14 protein-coding genes and 1 pseudogene are annotated in these 17,157 nt (G+C 64.7%); 6 read left to right on the top strand and 9 right to left on the bottom strand.

Features of this window, described 5'->3' with window-relative positions; all coding sequences use genetic code 11:
• Position 1: 1 nt before the first annotated feature.
• Positions 2-1,116: pseudogene (locus CWS35_RS35295) on the top strand (M48 family metallopeptidase).
• 29 nt (positions 1,117-1,145) lie between these two features.
• On the top strand, positions 1,146-1,391 hold the full coding sequence (locus tag CWS35_RS35290) for a hypothetical protein (protein ID WP_024583761.1): 246 nt from the start codon (positions 1,146-1,148) through the stop codon (positions 1,389-1,391).
• A 75-nt stretch (positions 1,392-1,466) separates the two neighbouring features.
• On the opposite strand, the gene CWS35_RS35285 is transcribed toward CWS35_RS35290, so the two are convergent.
• The 5 genes from CWS35_RS35285 to CWS35_RS35265 form a co-directional block, all read right to left on the bottom strand.
• Positions 1,467-1,916, bottom strand: coding sequence for a copper uptake system-associated protein (locus tag CWS35_RS35285; protein WP_157817321.1), 450 nt, complete (start codon positions 1,914-1,916; stop codon positions 1,467-1,469).
• A gap of 71 nt (positions 1,917-1,987) precedes the next feature.
• The gene (locus CWS35_RS35280) at positions 1,988-2,821 is read right to left on the bottom strand and encodes a DJ-1/PfpI family protein (RefSeq protein ID WP_100955688.1); all 834 of its coding nucleotides are present in this window, start codon (positions 2,819-2,821) and stop codon (positions 1,988-1,990) included.
• 56 nt (positions 2,822-2,877) lie between these two features.
• Positions 2,878-5,190 (bottom strand): TonB-dependent siderophore receptor, encoded by a 2,313-nt coding sequence (locus CWS35_RS35275; protein WP_256387928.1) that lies wholly within the window; start codon positions 5,188-5,190, stop codon positions 2,878-2,880.
• A gap of 115 nt (positions 5,191-5,305) precedes the next feature.
• Entirely contained in the window at positions 5,306-5,644 is a 339-nt protein-coding gene (locus CWS35_RS35270) for a DUF2946 family protein (protein WP_043855238.1), read from the bottom strand.
• Between the two features lie 359 nt (positions 5,645-6,003).
• Complete coding sequence (locus tag CWS35_RS35265) at positions 6,004-7,152, bottom strand: ABC transporter substrate-binding protein (protein ID WP_024583756.1); 1,149 nt, start codon at positions 7,150-7,152, stop codon at positions 6,004-6,006.
• Positions 7,153-7,433: 281 nt separating this feature from the next.
• Between CWS35_RS35265 and argH the strand changes: the two genes are divergently transcribed.
• The 3 genes from argH (at position 7,434) to nhaA (ending at position 11,362) form a co-directional block, all read left to right on the top strand.
• Entirely contained in the window at positions 7,434-9,011 is a 1,578-nt protein-coding gene (gene argH / locus CWS35_RS35260; protein WP_157817320.1) for an argininosuccinate lyase, read from the top strand.
• A gap of 152 nt (positions 9,012-9,163) precedes the next feature.
• The gene (locus CWS35_RS35255; protein ID WP_100955685.1) at positions 9,164-9,856 is read left to right on the top strand and encodes a PEPxxWA-CTERM sorting domain-containing protein; all 693 of its coding nucleotides are present in this window, start codon (positions 9,164-9,166) and stop codon (positions 9,854-9,856) included.
• A 165-nt stretch (positions 9,857-10,021) separates the two neighbouring features.
• A complete protein-coding gene (gene nhaA, locus CWS35_RS35250) occupies positions 10,022-11,362 on the top strand; it encodes a Na+/H+ antiporter NhaA (RefSeq protein WP_024583753.1) in 1,341 nt (446 codons plus the stop codon).
• Positions 11,363-11,438: 76 nt separating this feature from the next.
• Here nhaA and CWS35_RS35245 read toward each other — a convergent pair whose 3' ends face one another.
• The 4 genes from CWS35_RS35245 to CWS35_RS35230 form a co-directional block, all read right to left on the bottom strand.
• Positions 11,439-12,434: a LysR family transcriptional regulator gene (locus tag CWS35_RS35245; RefSeq protein ID WP_024583752.1), complete on the bottom strand. Its 996-nt coding sequence runs from the start codon at positions 12,432-12,434 to the stop codon at positions 11,439-11,441.
• A gap of 86 nt (positions 12,435-12,520) precedes the next feature.
• Positions 12,521-13,549: a MerR family transcriptional regulator gene (locus CWS35_RS35240; RefSeq protein ID WP_100955684.1), complete on the bottom strand. Its 1,029-nt coding sequence runs from the start codon at positions 13,547-13,549 to the stop codon at positions 12,521-12,523.
• Between the two features lie 339 nt (positions 13,550-13,888).
• On the bottom strand, positions 13,889-14,689 hold the full coding sequence (locus CWS35_RS35235; protein ID WP_024583750.1) for a DUF2927 domain-containing protein: 801 nt from the start codon (positions 14,687-14,689) through the stop codon (positions 13,889-13,891).
• 90 nt (positions 14,690-14,779) lie between these two features.
• Complete coding sequence (locus CWS35_RS35230; protein ID WP_024583749.1) at positions 14,780-15,349, bottom strand: L,D-transpeptidase; 570 nt, start codon at positions 15,347-15,349, stop codon at positions 14,780-14,782.
• Positions 15,350-15,574: 225 nt separating this feature from the next.
• On the opposite strand from CWS35_RS35230, the gene CWS35_RS35225 reads away from it, so the two are divergent.
• A complete protein-coding gene (locus tag CWS35_RS35225; RefSeq protein WP_100955683.1) occupies positions 15,575-17,119 on the top strand; it encodes an acetolactate synthase large subunit in 1,545 nt (514 codons plus the stop codon).
• The last annotated feature ends 38 nt before the right edge of the window (positions 17,120-17,157 follow it).

Below are 17,157 nucleotides of genomic sequence, written 5' to 3'. Positions count from 1 at the left end.
CATGGAATCCGAGTCGAGCCAGCGGAATTCCGCGGCGCCGCCGGCGCCCGGCGCGGTGTTCTTCGACGGCGCATCGAACCGGCGGCGCAACGTCGCGCTGACGCTGTCCGATGCGCTGGAGATCCGGGCGACGGTGAAGAGCTGGCGCGCTGGGCGTTTCACGATATCCGCCGTGCCGACAGTCCGTCCGGCCTGTTGCGGCTGAGCTGCCTGACCGCGCCGTCGCTGGCGCGGCTCGAAATCCGCGATGCGCAGCTGACCGCCGGGCTCGTGGCGCGCTGCGACGCGCTCGAGGATGGCTTGCCGAACCGCAAGAGCGTCGCCGCGATCGTCGGCTGGTCGCTGGCGGCGGCGGTGTCGATCGTGCTGGTGGTGCTGTTCGGTGTGCCGCTCGCCGCCGAGCGGTTGACGCCGCTGGTGCCGGACTCCTTCGAACGCCGCCTCGGCGACGTCGCGGAGGCGCAGGTCAAGGTGATATTCGACGGCAAGCCGTGCAGCAACGCCGATGGCCAGGCCGCATTCACAAAGCTGGTCGGCAAGTTGCGGGAGTCGGCCGGGCTCGACAATTCGGTGCAGTCGGGCGTGCTGGCGACGTCGGTTCCGAACGCCTTCGCTCTGCCCGGCGGCAAGGTCTATCTGTTCGACGGGCTGCTGGCGAAGGCCGACAACCCCGACGAGGTCGCCGGCGTCCTGGCCCATGAACTCGGCCATCTCCGCCACCGCGACAGCATGCGCGAACTGATCCACAATGGCGGCACCTCGTTCCTGATCGGGCTGTTGTTCGGCGATGTCACCGGCTCCGGTGCGCTGATCTTCGCCTCGCGCTCGCTGGTGACATCGTCCTATTCGCGCGACGCGGAAACCAATGCCGATACGTTCGCGATCGAGACCATGCACAAGCTCGGCCGTCCGGCGAAGCCGATGGGCGAATTGATGTTCCGCGTCACTGGCAAGGAAGGAAAGGGGCTGTCGCTCGTCTCCAGCCATCCGCTGACCGAGGATCGTCTCGAACGCATGGCGAAGGCCGACGCCGGCGCCGCGTTGAACGGCGCGCCGCTGCTGTCGCCGGCCGAATGGCAGGCGCTGAAGGACATCTGCGGATCGGGGAAGGTGTAAGCGGGGGATTTCAGGACTGGAGCAATCCCATGCCGCATGACGACAGATACTGGTTTCCCGCCAAGCGCTACGGCTGGGGCTGGGGACCGCCGAACGGCTGGCAGGGCTGGGCGGTTCTCGCGGGCTTTGTGGCCCTGATCGCAATCGGCGGTGCGATGAACCTGCCGCAATCTCCGGTGCGCTTCATCGCCTGTGTGGTCATGCTGAGCGTTTTGCTCATCGCCGTGTGCTGGTGGAAGGGCGAGCCGCCGCGCTGGCGATGGGGCGGCGACTAGAGCTCATTCCGTACTGGCTCCGGATTTTTGCACTGACGTGCTTTCTTCCGGCAAACCGGTGTTCCAACGCTCGGACTATTTGCCGTCGTGAATCTGGTGGTTCGTGTCACCGTTGATCATGACCAAGCCGTCGAAGCGAGAGAACATCGCGGATTTTTCCGGCGGTAGCTTGGCTTCGGCCGTTGCCAAATCGCTAGCAAGCCTCTCCGCATCGGCGAGAGGCACGCCAGCTTTCAACAATGCATCCCTCGACTTGATGCTGTCCCCGGCACAGAGGACGATTGCCCAGACCCCACGCTGGCTGCGCAACAATGCGCGGCCCCCCATCTCACCTTGAACCCAATCGGCAATCGCATGATTGCCGGACACCATGATCGGTTCCACCGAAAGCGGCTCATGTGGCTTGTCGAACATACTATGGAGAAGCTGACTGATGGATGCGTCGTCCGAGCCTGCCGGCGCGGCAAAGCAAACGCTCGAACCGATCGCGAGCGCAAATAGTGCAGCCAAAGTCGTTCTGAACATCTCCGTCCCCTCGGTTTGCCGTATCGCCTTCATGCCGGCGTGCGCGGCATGGCCGTTCGAATTGCTCGGTGTCAGCCGTCGCGATATCTCGAATAAACCTCGCGCCCGATCCTTTCGGCATCCTTGTTGAAGTCCACGAACATGTCGCGCGTCATCTTCGTGACGTCGGGCGGAGCCGTCTCGGGCGTTCCTGCATGATAAGGCGGCTCCGGTGCGTATTGGGCCATGAGCTGGACGCATTCTGCATATTGCCGGTCGCGCAACTGCCCGACGAGCGACAGGCCGAAATCGATCCCGGCCGTGACGCCGCCGGCGGTGATCCTGTTGCGGTCGCGGACGATCCGGGCTTCGCTCGCGGTTGCCCCGAAAAGCGGCAACAGTGGTACCGTCGCCCAATGCGAGGTTGCCCTGTAGCCGGTCAGAAGTCCCGCAGCGCCCAGAAGCAAGGACCCGGTGCAGACCGAGGTGACGAACCTGGCGCGGGACCCGCGATCCCTGAGAAATCGAAGCGTGCCGTCGTCTTGCATGGCCGCAAGCGTACCAGCCGCGCCGCCGGGCACGGAGATGATATCGAGGTCGCGCGGGCATTCGTCGAAGGTCGCGCTGGGCTGGAACTGCAGCCCGTTGTCGCTCTTCACGATGTCCCTGGTCTTTGCAACGATGTGGGTGGTCGCCCCGAAAAGGCTGGCCAGCATGGCCTGCGCGCCAACCATGTCGAGCGCGGTGAACTCCGGGTAGATCAGGAACGCAATCTGTTCCTTGCCCATCCAACCGGCCGGCATCTGCGAGGTGCCGTGGCCAGCCGCCGGCTCCTGCGCCACCTCAGCGGCGGAAGCAGCCCCGAGACTGGCCGCGGCGAGGCCCGCGGCGGCGGACACGAGGAGCAGCTCTCGTTTCGATATCATTTCGTTCACTCCGTTGACTGCGACGTGCGTGGTCCAGGCGCGCGCGACGATTGATCTCAGTATCGATAGGAGACCGTGGCATAGAGAGCCCGACCGTCGCCGGGCGCTACCTGGCCGCCGAGCCAGGCGTAAGGCACGAAGTATTTCTCTCCCGTCAGATTCTTGATGTTGAGGGACGCCCTGATGTGCTCATTCTCGTAGGCGACCTTGGCATCGACGGTGAAATATCCCGGCGTCTTGTACAGATTCAGGGTGTCGACATATTGCGAGGACGCAGCATAAACGCCCGCACCGACGCTCCAGCCCCTGAGCGCGGCCGTATCAAATGCGTAGTTCACCCAGACACGGCCGGAATCCTCCGGTACGCCGGCGGGATGGTTGCCTGCCGGAATGCCGCTGAAGGAATCCGAGAACACGACGTTCGTGTGGCCATAGCTCGCCAGAACCTTCCAGTTCTTGTCAGGCTGCCAGATCAGGTCGGCTTCGTAGCCTTTCGATTCCTGCGCTGATTCAGCGCCGATGCCGACGCCGATCTGAACCGGCACGTTCTGGCGTTGGATGTCGAAGACGGCGACCGTGCCGGTCAACTGGTTATTGATATTCAGCTTGAAGCCGCCTTCGAGCTGCTTTGACGTTTCGGGTTCGATGTTGGTATTCAACGCCTGCGTGAATGGCGTAGCCATCATGCCCTCGCTGTAGCTGCCGTAAACTGACAGGCCAGGAATGAGATCGAGGACAGCTCCGATCCGGGGCAGGGTTTTGGTCTTATTGCTGCCGAACGGAGTCGGCGAGTATACACCCGCACCGAACGGATAGTCTTCGTCATAGTCAATATTGATACTTGCGAGGCGCACGCCGGCCAGGATGTGAAGGCGGTCGAAGATCGTCGATTGCAGCTGCGTATATGCGCCCTTCGTGACGTAAACGCTGTTGAACTGGAAGAACGAAAAATACGTCGGCGACGCGGGGTCCGGATCCGCATACGGCGTCGGAAAGACAGGGCTATTCAGCAGGTCGACCGGCGCGACGCCCAGGTCTCCGTGCATGAAGCCGCTGTCCGTCACGCGGCTGTAGTCGGCGCCGGTGAGCCAGACGTTCTGCGTCGGTCCAAAGCGAAACTTGGCCTGCACATTGGGGTTGATCGTGAACTCCTCCTGTTTCTGCGCGAGGTCGATATTGGCGAGACTCCACGTGGTCGGCCCGACGTCGGGTGCGGCCGACAGGGTGGTTTGCGATTTCTGATCCTCGTTCGACTTCGACCAGCGCGTCTTGACATTGAACGACCAATACTGGTCGAACTGGCGATCGAAGGTGACTGTGACGCCTTGAACCTCCGTCACGCTCTTTGGGATGTTGGTCGGGCCAATGAACAGGTCGGGATTGAGGCGGAAATTCCCCGCGACCGTTCCGACCGCCGGCAAACCCTCGTAGCCCTGCTGTTCGAAACGCGAGATCCGTCCCTGGATGGTCAGCGTCGTGTCGCTCTTGTCGGTGAAGGTCAGCGTCGGGTTGAACGAATAGCGGTCCTGATGGACCACATCGACGAAGCTGTCGGACGCCGTGTACTCGCCGGTGACGCGGAACAGTACGGTCTTGTCGTCCGTGAGCGGCTGATTGACGTCGAAGTACGGTCGCAGGTAATTGTTGGTGCCGAACGTGAGGCCCGTTTCGATGCTTGCCTTGTCGGTCGGGAGCTTGGATATGACGTTGACTGCGCCGCTCGTGGGAGCGCCTGTTCCACCCCCGTAGAGGATCGCGTTCGGTCCCTTGAGGACCTCGATCCGCTCCACGTTCGCAAACGAGTCGCGATCGCCGGTATCGTAGTTGACCGGGAGACCATCGAGCCATTGCTGGGCGCCAAAGCCTCGAATGGTCAGCGGGTTCGCCAAGCCCGTCGTGCCGATGCCGAGGTAGTTGGGCCCCTGCGCGTTCGACGCGTTCTGGATGGCTTCGGTCACCGAGAGATTGTTCTGGTCGACCATCACGCTTCTGGGAATGACCTGGATCGATTGCGGGATCTGCTCGATCGGCGTCGCCGTCTTGGTCGACGAGAAGGCCGACAGCGCGCGATAGCCATCGACTGGGCCCGCCGTCGTCAGGGTGGCCCCGAGCGGGAGTTTGAGGTCCGGCAGATCAAGTGCAGGATTATAGGTTCCGAGGGCATTTGCAGCGTTCTTGACCGGCGGTGGAGGCTCGGCCGGTTTCGCGCCTGCGCGTTTGACGCGGCCGGCGTCAGACCTCTTGCTTTTGCGCGTTGCGGCGGGACGGGTTTGGTTCGGAGCCTGGACCGTCACGCTCGGCAATTGTGTGGATTGGGCATGAGCGAGATCGGGGACGGCAAGAAGCGCGACGACACTCGCGCCGCCCAAGGCACGAAAACGAAACATCTGAAACTCTCCAACTCGGGCACAATCGCCCGCCAATAGTCGACAACGTCATCGATCGCGGCCAAGCGACCGCATCGATGCAGCGATTTTGGAAAAGTCAGGAGTTGGAGGGGGGAGCACGGGCCTGAGCGTGCCTGCTGCCGGCGGAGTTCCGCAATTCCTGCGCAACGTTGTGCCAGACCACCGGAAGCGAAAACCGATAGGCTACGGCGATCGGGATATTGGGCGTGTCCAGAGCTGCGGCGGCATGAACCAGACAACAGAGCGTGCAGGCACCATCGTGGGTGTGACGGTTTTGGTCGGGCTGGTTGTCGGCCTCCGCACCGGCATTGTGGCAGATCGCAGCACCGCCGAAAGCGGCAAACGGATCAGACAGGCTGGACGCCATCGCCCAAGAAGCGCCGATTGGCGCGATGATCTGCATCATCAGCGCCATCAAGAAAACCGGGAGATGGATTTGCAGCCGTCGCCGCACTGGTACGCGCCCCGTTACGAAATCCAACCTAGTCGCGGGTTCACCGAGAGTCGACGCCAACTCGTCTCTTGGGACGGCGCGAAGCAAAGCCAGGAAAGATTGCTCGCCAATTGTATCCCAAATGTCACGTCAGTTGGCAGAAATCGTTCAGAGAACGCCTCCGTCAATTGATGGCAGCGGGTGGACGCAAGGACAGGCTTGTCGCCAACTGCCAGTGCAAGATGTGACGCGGCCCTGTGGAAGGATTATGCGCATACATGAAGCCAAAGCGCGAGGACCGCTCAACCTGATTTCCCTGCGGCTTCGCCGATCTCCTGCCGCTACTTCACCAGCCTGAACTTGCCGCCCTCGACCTTGATCAGAAACGCCGAGCGCTCGTCATAGCCGTTGTGGTCGGTCGGGCTCATGGTCGAGAGGCCGTTGTTCAGGTAGACGTCCTTGCCGCGCTCCAACTCGTCGCGCAGCGCGGCGCGGAATTCCGCGGTGCCGGGCTTGGCGGTCTTCAGCGCGTTCGCGGCCGCCCGCTTGAACAGCGTCACGGCATCCCACAGATGCGCGCCGAAGATGTTCGGCTTTTGCCCGTTGACCTTCTCGTAGGACGACACGAACTCGTCGCGCACTTGGCGGAACGGATCGTTGGCCGGCAGGTCGTCGGCGATGGTGAACGCCTCGCCGGTGAAGATCGCGCCCTCGACATTGGCGCCGCCGAGCTTGATGAACTCCTCCGAGGCAACGCCGTGGGTCTGGAAGATCTTGCCGGCATAGCCCCGGCTGCGCAGCGCCTCCTGCGGCAGCACCGCGGGCGTACCCGCGGAGGCGATGAACACCGCATCGGGGTTGGTCGCGATCACCTTCAGCGCCTGGCCGGTGGCGCTGGTGTCGGCGCGGGCATAGACCTCATGCGTCGTCACGGTGAGGCCGAGCCCGGGGGCGAGCCGCGACACCTCCTTGTAATAGCCTTCGCCATAGCCGTCCGACACGCCGATATAGCCGAGCGTCTTGATGCCGGACTTCGCGATGTATTTCAGGATCGCCGCCGCCATCAGGTCGTCATTGGGCACCACCTTGAAGGCCCAGCGGCGGCGGTCGTCCATCGGCTGCACGATCGCGGTCGCCGCCGCGAGCGAGATGATCGGGGTCTTGGATTCCACGGCGACGTCGAGCATCGGCATGGTCACCGGGGTCAGCGAGGAGCCGATCAGGATGTCGACGCCATCCTGGATGACGAGGCGGCGGGCATTCTGCGTGCCCTTGGTGGGATCTGACTCGTCGTCGAGCGCGATATAGGTGACTTTCTCGCCGGCGATCTCCTTCGGCAGCGCGGCGATGGTCCGCATCTGCGGCTGGCCCAGCGCCGAGCCCGGCCCGGATGCCGACACCACGACGCCGACCTTGATGTCGGCACGTGCCTGCGGCGCAACCAGGATTGCGCCCACGAGTACCCAGAGTCCGGCCATGGCCAGCTTCATTGCAAATCCTCCCCAGCAGGTTCTTTTATGTGCGGTCGATGATAGCCGACCGGCATCCGGTTTCGCATCATATTGATTCCGCGGGAGGCGTCTGTCCCCCTTGCGAGGGACACGGCGCGGATCGCGCAATCTGGACAGATTCCAGGATTGCGATCGTAATGCAGCCTTGCATCAAAGCTATTGCACCGGCCGGGCGATCGCAGCACGATCCAGCCGAACATCGTCCCAGCGTGTCGGCTCCACGGGCCGTTCGCAACCCGATCAGAAGAGCATCCGGCCCCATGACACTCCTGACCGCTCGCGCCGTGCTGACGGCATCATGCTCGCTCGTCCTCGCGGCGGCGCTGGCCACCGCATCAACCCGCGCCCAACAAAATCCGGCGCTGAACGACGGAACGCGCATCGGCCGCAGCGCGGTGCCGAAGGCGCCCGAGTTCCAGGAACTGTACGATTTCGATGCCGCGGCCAAGACGCTCGGCGATGCGACCTTTCCGTATGAGGTGCGGGTGCACCGCGCCCATGTCGTGATGCTCGCGGAAAAGGGCATCGTGACACGCTCCGACGCTGCCACCATCCTGCGCGGGCTGGATACCGTCGATGCCCGTGCGGCGGATGACGCCTCGCTGCGGACCTATCTCCCCTACGAAGCGGCGCTGATCAAGAGCATCGGGCCGGTGGCCGGCAGGATGCATACCGGCCGCAGCCGCAACGATCTCGCCAACACCGTCAACCGGATGTTCTATCGCGACCAGCTGAACCGCACCGTCGAGGCGCTGATCGCGCTGCGCTCGGCCGTGGTTGCCAAGGCGGCGGACAATCTCGACACGGTGATGGTGGTCTATACCCATCGCAAGGAGGCGCAGCCGATCACGCTCGGGCATTACCTGATGGCGATCTCGGAGAGCCTCGGCAAGAGCATCGATCGCTACGAGCAGCTCTATGCCCGCGTCAATCAGAGCCCGTTGGGCGCGGCCGCGTCGGCCGGAACCAGCTGGCCGCTCGATCGCGAGCGGACCGCCGCGTTGCTCGGCTTCGACGGGCTCGTCATCGACACCATCGAGGGCACCGCGGGATGGGACCATATCGCGGAGTTTGCTTCCGACAACGCGATCTATCTCAGCGGCCTCAGCCGGCTGGCGTCGGAGATCCAGCTCTGGAGCACGGATGAATATCGCTCCGCGGAGCTCGATCCTGCCTTTGCGGGAACCAGCAGCATCATGCCGCAGAAGAAGAACCCGGACTCGCTGGAGCGCACCCGCCAGATCGCCGCCAACTCCGTCGGTGCGGTGACCTCGGTCCTGACCTCGCTCAATGCCGCCGAATATCAGCACAGCGTGACGCGGGTGCCGCTGGAGCCGCGCTCGCTGGATGCGATGATCGCGGCCACCCATGCGATGACCGGGGTGGTGCGCACGTTGCAGCCCAACAAGGAGCAGATGCTGCGCTATGCCGCGCAGAACTTCTCGACCATGACCGACCTCGCCGATACGATCGTGCGCGAGAGCGGAATCGATTTTCGCGAAGCCCATGAAATCATCGCCCGTGTCGTCGAGGCCGCGATCAACGGTGGAAAGACTGCCGATCAGATCGACGTCGCGATGATCGAGACTGCCGCGCAGGCGCAGCTCGGCCGCACCATCCAGATTTCCGCCGCCGCCGTGCGCGATGCGCTCGACCCCGTGCGCAGCGTCAAGCTGCGCAACGGCATCGGCGGCCCGGCCGCGTCATCGGTTGCGGCGATGATCAAGGTGAGCCAGGCCGAGATATCAGACGAGCAGTCGCGGCTTGCCGCGCGTCGCCAGAAGATCGCGGCGGCGTCGGCCGCGCTGGCGCAGGCGGTGGCTGCCGCGGAGCACTGAGCGGGCGAACAGCGACCAATCGACGCAAGCCGGCGCGATTCCGGAAATGTCGTAAATGTTTTGCCGCGGCACCCGATAACGAAACGCCGCGATTGAATATGCGGCCCGGAAAGCCTCGCCTGAGATGAGGCTCGGCATACAGAGGATGCATTATGAAAAATATTAGGACCACCGCCGCGGTGGCCGCGATTGCTTGCCTGGCTGCACTGAGTGCTGTTCCCGCATCGGCCGCGGTGATCAGCAACCCGACGAACACCGACAGCTTCGTGTATCTCTCCGGCGCCGGCACCGGTGGCGGTCAGCAGACCCAGTTCGTCGGCGAGACGTTCACGGCTCCGATCAGCGGCGCGGTGACCAATTTTCAGTTCACGCTGAACAGCTCGGCGCTGCCTTCGCTGTATGGTGCGATCTATGCGTGGGACGGCTCGCAGCCGACCACGCTGCTTTGGCAAAGCCCGGTGGTCTCCGCCAGTGCCGGCCTGCTGGATTTCTCGCCGGTTGGCGCCAACGTCACGCAAGGCCAGACCTACGTGGCGTTCCTGAGCACTTACGGGATCGATCAGAACGGCCACTCCGATGCCGGCTCGGCGACCGTCGCAGATTGCCTGCCGTTTGCCGGCTGCAACTCGAACTCGATCCCCAATCTCGGCAATCTGGTGTTTGCCAACGTCCTGGCCGACGGGCCGGTCTGGCGCCAGGCCGTCAACAATTCCCGCGATGCCACCTTCTCTGTAACGATCACCAGCGCCGTCCCCGAGCCGACCACCTGGGCGATGCTGATCCTCGGTTTCGCGGGCGTCGGATTGATGGCGGTTCGGCGCCGCAGCGTGCCGCAGGCGGCCTGAACGGTTCACCCATGGGTGTTGGAAAGGCCGCCATGGAGGCGGCTTTTCCTGCTTCACGGTTGAATTGCCGCTGCCGCGCTGTATAACGGCGGCCGGGTGCTCGCTGCATTGGGTGGCGACAGGTCAAGCGATGGTCGGGCCGCCACGCAGGGAGCGTTGCGCCCTATGAACGATCATCTACCATCGGACCACATGCCGCGCGTGCAGCGGCTTGCTGAACAAGCCTTCCGTACCCTGCAGCGCTTCCTCCATGTCGAGGCCGTCAGCGGCGTCACGCTGCTTGTCGCCGCCGCCGGCGCGCTGATCCTGGCCAATTCTCCGCTCGCGCACGGCTATCACGACTTCTGGAACCTGCAGCTCTCCTTCGGAATCGGCGATTACGTCTTCTCGCGGTCGCTGCATTTTTGGGTCAACGACGCGTTGATGACGGCGTTCTTCCTCGTCGTCGGCATGGAGATCCGGCGCGAGATCCATGAGGGCGCGCTGAGCAGATTCGACCAGGCGATCCTGCCGCTGGTGGCGGCGAGTGGCGGCGTCATCGTGCCCGCGCTGATCTATCTGGCGCTCAACCGCGATCCCGCCGGTGCCCAGGGCTGGGCCGTGCCGACCGCGACCGACATCGCGTTCGCCGTCGGCGTGCTGGCGCTGCTCGGACGATCGATCCCGGTCAACGTGCGGGTGTTCCTGCTCGCGCTGGCGATCATCGACGACATCATCGCGGTGCTGATCATCGCCGTGTTCTACACCGCGAGCCTTCAGTTCAGTGGATTCGCGGTGGCGCTGCTCGGCATGCTGGCTGTGGTCGGATTTCAGCGGATCGGCATCGGCTCCGCACCGCTCTATTTGCTGCCCGGCTCGCTGGTCTGGGCCGGTTTCCTGATGGCCGGCGTCCATCCGACGCTCGCGGGTGTCGTGCTCGGCCTGATGACGCCGGCATCTCCGCTACCGATGCGGGAGCAGCCGCTGGAGATGGTGTCGCGCGTACTCAAGCAGTTGCGCGGCAGCGATGCGGTGGAGGCGGGGGATGCGCACCGGCTGGAGCAGCCGCTGCGTGATCTTCGTCTCGCTCATCGCGAGATATTGCCGCCGGTGTCGAGGGTGCAGATGGCGATGCATCCGTGGGTGGCCTATGGCGTGATGCCGATCTTCGCGCTGGCGAATGCCGGCGTCAGCCTCGCGGGCGCCGATCTCTCCGCCGCGGGCCGCTTCGTGATGCTGGGCACCGCGCTTGCCCTGATCGCCGGCAAGCCGCTCGGTATCGTCGGCGCGACCTGGGTCGCGGTCAAGCTTGGCTGGTGCCGCCTGGCACCCGGCGTTTCCTGGGGTGGCGTTTGTCTGGTCGGCCTGCTGGCCGGCATCGGCTTCACGATGTCGATCTTCATCGCCATGCTTGCCTTCACGGACGAGGCGGCGTTGACGGCCGCCAAACTCGGCGTGCTGATCGGCTCGCTCGGTGCCGCCACGCTCGGCATCGGCTGGGGCATCGTCTACGTTCGACGTCAGTGAATACGAGGGGCTGCAATCGATGTGGGGCGCTCCGCTCGTCGGAGGTAACCACGCCATGAGGCGATGACGTCGACGCCTACACGTTCTTCGCGACCTTGCGCGTCCGCGTCGGTCCGGCGCCGGTGATTGCCGGCTTGATGTTCCACACCGCGCGGATGCTTGCGAAGGCGTGCGCGATCACCGGCTCCTGGCGCCGGCTGGCGAGGCAGGCGAAACTGAGATCGCAGGTCAGCTTCACCTTGTCGGCGACGACGAACTGATGCGGGCGCGCCATCCGCGGCGCCAGCATGTTGTCGCGCGCGAGGCTGAGGCAGAGGCCGGACTCGACGAAGTCGATCATCGCCTCTTCCTGATCGGTGTAGCCGACGCGCTTCGGTGATGCGCCGAGCGGGCGGAAGATATCGTCGAGCAGCCGCCGATGGCCGGAATGCGCTGGCGTCGCAAGCCAGGGCAGCTCGGCGAGTTCGGCCCAGCCCTTGCCCATCACCCGGTCCCGCCAGCCGATCGGCGCGATGACGCGGTAGTCGTAGCTCAGCAACGGCGCCAGCTGGTAGCGGCCGTCGGCGATGGTGCGCTCGCCGAAGCTGTGACGGACGAGCTGGTCCGATGGCGTGGCGTCGACGTAGTAGCCGACGTCGAACTCGCCCCTGCCGATCTGCGCCAGCACGTCGTCGCTCACGCCGTGGCGCAGGAACACCTCGGTGCGTTGCGAGGACATCGCAAGGCTGCGCACGAACGGACCGAGCCGGGTGAATTCGGGATCGAGGATGGTGCCGACGCGCAACGTGCCGCGCTGCGCTTCGTTCAGCGAGTCCGCCGTCGCCTTGAAATCGGATGCCGCCGCCACCGCCCTGTGCGCCAGCGGCAGCAGCGCCGCGCCGGCCTCGGTCAGCGTGAATCCGGCAGGCGTGCGGTTGAACAGCTGCAGCCCGGTGCTCTCCTCGAGCGCTTTCAGTTGCAGGCTGACCGCAGGCTGGGTCAGTTTCAGCATCGATGCCGCGCGCGATACGGTGCCCTCACGGGCAACCGTGATGAAGCAACGCAAGGCCTGGGTACGCGGAAGCTCGATCATGTACCGTGCTTATAGCATACTTTTTCGCCATGCATCCGATCTGTGCCGGATATTGTTATATCATTATAATACAACTCATGCGAGAGTCAGGCCGGCCGCCACGCGATCATGCCTTCGGTCCGCGCGCGCACCTCGGGCGAGGCGAGGCAGGTCGCGACCGCTTCATAGCCGGGGGCGCCGGGTACGGGCGTCACGCTGATCGGCAGGCTGTGATTGGCCGGGCACAGGATGATCGCCTCGTCGTCGCCGACTGCGTCGAGATCCAGGATCGCACTGGAGCGGGTGAGAAAGAACAGCGGCCGCGCCCCTGGTCCGCGATGGCGCAGATGCGCGATCACGGCTTCCTGGCTGGCCGCATCGAGCCCGTGTTCGAGCATGTCGATCACCAGGATGGTGTCGTCGTCTGCCTCGAGTGGCGCGAGCAGCGCGGTCAATGCCGGCGAGTCCACGGCACCGACGGCCAGCAGCGCGGCACGGCTCGCCGCGACCCTCGCTTTGTGGAGTGGATCGGCATCGAGGCGGGCACGAACCGCCGCGCCGCCATCGGCCGTGCGGTCCAGTCCCACGAAGGCGGCATCGGGCAGTGTTTCGGCGAGACGCTGCGCGAGCCGCGTCTTGCCGCTGCCGAGCGGGCCGACAATGTGGTTGAGCAGTTTGACGTCGCGCAGTTCGAAGCGCTCGCCGCCCCACGGCCAGGGCAGATCGAACGCGACGGAAATGGTCGGCCGCGTCCTGACTGCGCCGATGATGTCGCGCGTCGCGGGCATCTTTCCGCCGTCGAGCTCGGTGCGCAGCCGCCGCACCCTGGCGATGCTGTCGCCGCATTGGCGGATCCGCGCCTCTAGCGCGGTCTCGTGCGCTGCCAGCACGCGGCCGAGGCTGGCGGCATCGCCGCCGAGGATCCGTGCGACTTCGCTGATGCCGAGGCCGAGCGCGCGCAATTCGACGATCTCGGCGCAGCGCGCCATTTCAGCTGGACCATAGGCGCGCCATCCCGCCGGCGACCGGTGAGGCACGATCAGGCCGCGCTCTTCGTACAGGCGCAGCGCTTTCGCCGAGATGCCGAGCTGCCGTGCAGCTTCGGACGGGCTGAGGAAACGGGCGGCAGCATTCATCGAATCACCTCGCGTCGTCTGACCGCACTTCCTATGGAGGCGGCCGCAGGGGCAAGGTCAAGCGGAGAGAGCGGTCGTGTCGCGTCTTTGGTGTCTTCGCAGAAATGTGGGATGGGTCGCCGATCACGGGTCTGGCTTCGCTCGATTCATCCTCCATCATTCTCGATTGTCGGAATTTGGCTTGAGGGCCAACCCGTGCGCGGGATACCGATGGTCATCGTTGCGCGAGGCTCGACCGACGAGTCTCTTCAACCATACCCGCCGCGGAGTATGGGTCCCTGCCTTTGCAGGGACGACGGCAGTGTGTGCCGCGAGAGCGTGCGCCAATCGCGCCGCCACTCATTCCAGATGGTTCACCTTCGCCACCCAGGCGCGGACCGTGGCGAGCACCTCGGGCAGCACGGCCTTGACCTCCTGCACGTTCATGCCTGGCTTGATGCGGGGGTCGTAGAGCAGATTGAGCAGATATTGGTCGTAGACGTCGAAAAAGCCCATCGAGACGCTGTCGTTGAACATGGTCCACGGCACGGTCGCGGTGTCGTTGATCGGGCCGAGTGATTGCAGCAGCTCTTCATAGGCGCAATCGAAGAAGACGAAATCGCTGTTGTCGACGGTGAGGATCACGTCGGAATGTTCGATCTCGTAATTGTCGTTCTTGCGGAACCCGGACAGGCATTGCGGGTCGAGCGAGGAGCGGATTTCCTTGGCGCGCTCCTGGCCGTAGAACGTCGCGATGGTGCGGTAGAGATCGTGGTCGCGCACCAGCTTGACCACGACATTGGCCGCATCCTTGTCCTCGGTCATCGCGATGTCGAGATGCTGCACCTTGGCGCGAATGTCGGCGACGACCTTCGCGAGCTGCGCCTTGCGGTCGGCGCGGCTGCCGTCGGCGAACACGCGCACCGGGCTGTCGTATTTGCGGATGCGGTCGACCCGTCCGGCGAGATGAAACTCGGCGCCGAACGCCGTCTTCAGAAAACCTTCGACGATCTCGGCGTCGGTGAAGGTCTTCTTCTCGTGGCGCTGGCGCGAGACGATGGCCGGAATCTCGGCGGCCGTCGCGGGCACGACGGCATCGGTGAGGCAAACGGCGAACGCCGCGGCGAGAACGGGCAGGATCGAAAATCGGTGCTGGGGCATTCCGACCACGCTGCCGCAAGGTGTGCGGCAGCGCAAGACAGGATCAGGCCGGGATCAGCGATCCTGCCGAATGGCAGCGTCCCGCTGCGATCAATTCTTCACCACCACCGTGGTGCCGACCGAGACCCGGTCATAGAGGTCCTTGACGTCGTCATTGGTCATGCGGAAACAGCCCGACGACACGGCTTGGCCGATCGTCTCGGGCTCGTTCGAGCCGTGGATCCGGTACAGCGTCGAGCCGAGATACATCGCGCGCGCGCCGAGCGGATTTTCGATGCCGCCGGCCATGTGGCGCGGCAGATCGGGGCGGCGGCGCAGCATCTGCGAGGGCGGCGTCCACGCCGGCCATTCCTTCTTCGCGGTGATGCGATGCGTTCCGCTCCAGCGGAAGCCGTCACGGCCGACGCCGATGCCGTAGCGCAGGGCCTGGCCGTTTGCCTGCACCAGATAGAGCCGGCGTTCGGCGGTGTTCACCACGATGGTGCCGGGGGCATAATCGGTCGGATAGTTGACGGTGGCGCGCGGGATCGGGCTCGCGCCATTGCCGAAGAAGCTCGGGGCTTCGGACTGATAGCCGCGCGAGTCGAAGAATTGAGCCTGGGCCTGGCCGGCACCTGCCAGGACCGTGAGCGCGGCAAACATCAGGGCAATCGGGCGCATGGTCATCGTCCTCGCGAACAATCGAATATGCGCTCAGAAAGGCCACAATTACCGGCGCTTCGCAAGCGACGAAGCCGTGACTTTGTGCACTTTCGAACAACACGGTTTAAAAAGGCAACAGATCGGGCGCGATACCTGCATTGTCCGGTCAAACCTTTGACGAAGCCGACGAAGAATGGTTGATCTGGAACGACCTCAAGAACATCTCGAAACGGGAGCGTGAGCATGAACGGTGCGGAAAGTCTGGTGCGGACATTGGTCGCAGGCGGCGTGGATGTCTGTTTTACCAACCCAGGCACCTCGGAGATGCATTTCGTCGCGGCGCTGGACAAGGTGCCGGGCATGCGCTGCGTGCTCGGCCTGTTCGAGGGCATCGTTACCGGCGCGGCCGACGGCTATTTCCGCATGAAGGGAACACCGGCCTCGACGCTGCTGCATCTCGGGCCCGGCCTCGCCAACGGCCTTGCCAATCTGCATAACGCCAAGAAGGCGAATTCCGGCATCGTCAACATCGTCGGCCAGCACGCCACCTACCACATCGAATACAACGCGCCGCTGACCTCGGATATCGAGGGCCTGGCGCGGCCGATGTCGTCCTGGGTGCGCACCTCGCCGGACGCCAAGTCGGTCGCGGCTGACGGCGCGGCTGCGATCGCTGCCGCCGCCGGCGCGCCGCCGCAGATCGCGACCTTGATCCTGCCCGCCGACACCGCCTGGAACCAGGCCGATGGCGTCGCCCAGGTGCCGGCCGGATCGCAGGGCGAAAGCTATTCGGCCGCGGCCGTCGAGAACACTGCCCGGCTGCTGCGCAGCGGTGAACCGACATTGCTGCTGATGACCGGCAGCGCGGTGACGGAGAAGGGACTGGCGTTGGCGGCGCAGATCGCCGGCAAGACCGGCTGCAAGGTGATGGGTCCGCTGGCGAGCCCGAGGATGGCGCGTGGCCGCGGCCGCTTCTCGATCGAGCGGGTGCCCTATGTGGTCGAGCAGGCGCTGGCCGCGCTGAAGGGCTTCCGGCACATCGTTCTGCTCGAAGCCAACGAGCCGGTCGCCTTCTTTGCCTATCCGAACAAGCCGAGCCTGCTCAAGCCGGAAGGGTGCGACGTTCATCGCATGACCGCGAGCGGGGAAAATTCGGTCGCGGCGCTGGAGGCGTTGGCCTCGGCGGTCGGCGCCAAGCCCGCCGATGCGAAGCCGCAGGTCGCGGTCGATCTCGTCAAGCCGACCGGCGCGTTGAATCATGCGTCGATCGCGCAGGCGATCGCGGCAGCGGTCCCTGACAACGCCATCCTGGTCGACGAGTCCATCACCACCGGGCGCGGCTTCTTTCCGCTGACGGCGGGAGCCGCTCCGCACGACTGGATCCAGAATCTCGGCGGCTCGATCGGCTACTCGACCCCGGTCGCAACCGGTGCGGCGGTGGCCTGTCCGGACCGCAAGGTGATCTGCATGGTCGGCGACGGCAGCGCGATGTACACCATCCAGTCGCTGTGGACGCAGGCCCGCGAGGGGCTCAACGTCGTGACCATCGTGTTCGCCAACCGCGTTTATCAGATCCTGCGCGGCGAGTTCGACGGCGTTGGCGCCGGCGAGCCGGGCAAGCGGGCGCAGGACATGCTGCGGATCGACAGTCCGACCCTTGATTTCGTCGCGCTCGCGAAGGGCATGGGTGTGCCGGGCAGGGCGGTGACGACGGCCGATGAGTTCAACAAGGCGTTGGCCGAAGCGATTGCGGAGCCGGGACCGCGGTTGATCGAAGTGCAGGTGTAGCAGCGCCGGTTCAACGGCCGCGGCGGCGGTCCAGTCCA

This window comes from Bradyrhizobium sp. SK17 (assembly GCF_002831585.1).
Lineage (GTDB): Bacteria > Pseudomonadota > Alphaproteobacteria > Rhizobiales > Xanthobacteraceae > Bradyrhizobium.
The sequence above is the reverse complement of the archived record's forward strand: the minus strand, read 5'-3'. Positions and strand labels throughout refer to the sequence as shown.

Coding starts and splice junctions, on each gene's coding strand:
- CWS35_RS35290 (WP_024583761.1), top strand. CDS start 1,146: ATGCCGCATGACGACAGATACTGGTTTCCCGCCAAGCGCTACGGCTGG.
- CWS35_RS35285 (WP_157817321.1), bottom strand. CDS start 1,916: ATGTTCAGAACGACTTTGGCTGCACTATTTGCGCTCGCGATCGGTTCG.
- CWS35_RS35280 (WP_100955688.1), bottom strand. CDS start 2,821: ATGATATCGAAACGAGAGCTGCTCCTCGTGTCCGCCGCCGCGGGCCTC.
- CWS35_RS35270 (WP_043855238.1), bottom strand. CDS start 5,644: ATGGCGCTGATGATGCAGATCATCGCGCCAATCGGCGCTTCTTGGGCG.
- CWS35_RS35265 (WP_024583756.1), bottom strand. CDS start 7,152: ATGAAGCTGGCCATGGCCGGACTCTGGGTACTCGTGGGCGCAATCCTG.
- argH (WP_157817320.1), top strand. CDS start 7,434: ATGACACTCCTGACCGCTCGCGCCGTGCTGACGGCATCATGCTCGCTC.
- CWS35_RS35255 (WP_100955685.1), top strand. CDS start 9,164: ATGAAAAATATTAGGACCACCGCCGCGGTGGCCGCGATTGCTTGCCTG.
- nhaA (WP_024583753.1), top strand. CDS start 10,022: ATGAACGATCATCTACCATCGGACCACATGCCGCGCGTGCAGCGGCTT.
- CWS35_RS35245 (WP_024583752.1), bottom strand. CDS start 12,434: ATGATCGAGCTTCCGCGTACCCAGGCCTTGCGTTGCTTCATCACGGTT.
- CWS35_RS35240 (WP_100955684.1), bottom strand. CDS start 13,549: ATGAATGCTGCCGCCCGTTTCCTCAGCCCGTCCGAAGCTGCACGGCAG.
- CWS35_RS35235 (WP_024583750.1), bottom strand. CDS start 14,689: ATGCCCCAGCACCGATTTTCGATCCTGCCCGTTCTCGCCGCGGCGTTC.
- CWS35_RS35230 (WP_024583749.1), bottom strand. CDS start 15,349: ATGCGCCCGATTGCCCTGATGTTTGCCGCGCTCACGGTCCTGGCAGGT.
- CWS35_RS35225 (WP_100955683.1), top strand. CDS start 15,575: ATGAACGGTGCGGAAAGTCTGGTGCGGACATTGGTCGCAGGCGGCGTG.